Here is a 3,046-nt window from a genome sequence, read left to right as displayed (position 1 = left end):
GCACCGCGTTCTCCACCTCCACACTGGAGATGTTGAACCCGCCGCGGATCACCATGTCTTTCTTGCGATCGTAGAAGCCGACATGGCTGGCGTCCTGTACGATGAACAGGTCACCGGTACGGAAGAAGCCGTCAGCGGTGAAGGACCGCTCGGTGATGTCCGGCCGCTGGAAGTAGCCGGCAAACAGTCCGGGACTGCGGTAGCAAAGCTCACCAATGCCGCCCGGCTCGGTTATTTCATCATCCTGGTCGCCGAGAATCTTTACTTCGACTCCATAGATGCCCGAGGGCCACTCAACACCTTCCTTACCCCACCAGGGCAGGTGGTCCACCCGCATTTCCAGGTCCGGCACGTCCGCCGGGCCGGCCACCAGGCTGGTACCCTCGTTCTGGCCCCAAATGTTGACGATGTCGATATCCCAGCGGCGCTTGAACTCCTGCATGGACCAGGCGGATGGCGGCGCTGAACCGGTGGTGATGGTGCGCACGCTGGACAGGTCCAACTGGTCCACATTGGGCAGCTTGGCGATCATGTTCAGCATCGCCGGCACCAGGATGGTGTACTGGACATCCTCCCCGGTCAGCTGGCGCAGCAGGATCTCCGGGGTGATGGGGTGGTGCAGCACCAGGGTGCCAGCCACTGCGAGCCAGGGTAAGTAATTCACCCCAACCGCGGTCATATTCACCAGGGGCGCCACACACAGGATGCGATCCCCCTTCTGCAAGCCACAGGTGGTGGACACCAGGCTGATCAGGTACTCCCAGTTGTTGTGGCTCATGGGGCAGCCCTTGGGATCTGCCTCGGTGCCAGACGTCCAGCACAGGGTGAAGATGTCATTGGCATCCACAGCCACGTCCGGCACTTGGCCGGGCGCGCCGCGGGCAATACCGGTCAGTTCCTGCAGGCCGATGTAGTGCCCGAAGCCCAGCTCCCGCCCCAGGGCCCGGTAGTCAAAGCCATGGAAGCTCTCGGCCGAGACATAGAACCTGGCACCGGTCATTTCTTTTACATAGCCCACATCCTTGCGGCGCCACTGCATGGGCAGGGCAGAGAGCAGCCCGCCGGCCTTTGCCGCAGCCAGGTAGAGCATGGCCAGCTCCCAGACGTTGGGCAGCTGGGCCACCAGTACGTCGTCCTTGCCAAAGCCCCGGCTTACCAGTTCCGCAGCCGTGGCATCCACTGCCTGGCCAAACTCCGCCCACGTCAGGCGCCGGGCCGGCGTGCCCACCAGCTCATCCCGGTTGGGCGGATCCACCACCGCTTCCCGGTCCGGATGGGCATCGCGGTTGGCGGCAAAGCGCTGGAGCAGGTTCCTGTCGCCCCAGTACCCCTTGCCGGTGTATTCCTCGATGAGTTCAGGTTTGTGCAGGATCATGATTCAACACTCCTGTCGTTGTGATTCTTGTTATTGTCGGGCATTCACAGTCCGTGACGGCTGACATCGACTTTCGAGAACACTTCCTGCCAGCAGAGCCAAGCCAGAGCCTCGCCTCTGTCAATGCCATCCACTCGTGGTACCCATTGTTTCAGGACGTGCTTGTAAGGACTCGGTCATACTGCCGGAACAACCGGGCAGGCCGACCACATACAGCTTAAACAGAACCTTAGCGAAGGGCCTCGTCTGTTCCGACGAAATAACCGGTGCCCGGAGCCTGAAATCGTCGAATCAGACGAGGTCGCTGTTTCAACGGTGCGAGACACTGACGTTTACATCCTGCCACAACCACAACAACTTCAGGAATTCAGGAGAGTGCCATGCAAGCCCTGATGCAAGACAAGCCCCTGCTCATCTCGTCACTGATTGATCACGCTGCCACCTTCCATCCGGAAACGGAAATCGTCACCAAAACCGTGGAAGGCCCTATGCACCGCACCAACTACCGGGAGCTGCGCAACCGCTCCAAGCGTGTAGCCAACGCCCTGAAGACACTGGGTGTCGATTTTCAGGACCGGATCGGGACCCTGGCCTGGAACACCCACCGTCACTATGAACTCTACTTCGGCGTTTCCGGCAGCGGTGCCATCCTGCACACGGTTAACCCGCGCCTGTTTCCGGAGCAGCTGACCTACATCATCAACCACGCCGAAGACAGGGTGCTGTTCTTCGACATCAGCTTTGCCGACATGGTGAAGCAGCTGGCACCACAGCTGGAGACGGTAGAGGCCTTCGTGGCCATGACGGACCGGAAGCACATGCCGGACATCGACCTGCCCAACCTCTACTGCTATGAGGAGTTGATGGACGCGGCCAGCGACGACTACGATTGGCCGGAATTCGACGAACGCACGGCCTCCTCCCTGTGCTACACCTCCGGTACCACCGGCAATCCCAAGGGAGTGCTCTACGGTCATCGCTCCACGGTACTGCATTCCCTGGCTCAGGTGGCACCGGACGGCTTTGGGCTCAGCAGTCGAACCACGATGATGCCAATCGTACCCATGTTTCACGCGAACGCCTGGGGCGCACCGTACTCTGCTCCCATGGCAGGTGCCAAAGTAGTTTTACCCGGCCCGCACATGGATGGTGAGAGCATATACGAATTAATGAAAGAGGAGAAAGTCACCTCCTCTATCGCGGTACCCACCATCTGGATGATGCTATTCCAGTACCTGGATGCCACACCCGAGACAAGCCTTGAAAAGCTGAGCCTGAACGATGTCGGTGTAGGCGGCTCAGCACCCCCGATCGCCATGATCGAACGCTTCCGCAAATCCGGCATCGACATGATTCAGGCCTGGGGCATGACCGAAACCAGTCCGCTGGGGGTAGTCAACAAGCCGCTACCCAAGCACGACAGCCTCAGCGATGAGGACATGGCAAGACTCAAGACCAAGGCCGGTCGCGGCGTCTGGGGTGTGGAGATCAAGACCGTCAATGATGACGGCGAGCGCCTGCCCTGGGACGGCAAGACTCCCGGTCACGTCTATGTACGCGGCCCCTGGATTGCCAGCGGCTATTATCGCCAGGAAGGTGGTAGCAAGCTGGACAGCGAGGGCTTCTTCCCCACCGGTGACATCGGCACCATTGACCCGGACGGCTTCCTGC

Annotated in this window: 2 protein-coding genes; one reads left to right on the top strand and one right to left on the bottom strand. The window is 60.3% G+C overall.

From position 1 onward, the window contains the following. A partial coding sequence (locus RO069_RS13885) for a class I adenylate-forming enzyme family protein (protein ID WP_328188332.1) occupies window positions 1-1,375 on the bottom strand: 1,375 nt, incomplete at its 3' end. 380 nt (window positions 1,376-1,755) lie between these two features. On the opposite strand from RO069_RS13885, the gene RO069_RS13880 reads away from it, so the two are divergent. Then, window positions 1,756-3,046 (top strand): AMP-binding protein (locus RO069_RS13880; RefSeq protein ID WP_328188330.1); only part of this gene is annotated, 1,291 nt, incomplete at its 3' end.

This window comes from Marinobacter sp. OP 3.4 (assembly GCF_036224885.1).
GTDB lineage: Bacteria > Pseudomonadota > Gammaproteobacteria > Pseudomonadales > Oleiphilaceae > Marinobacter.
This window is presented reverse-complemented; position numbering and strand designations above follow the sequence as displayed.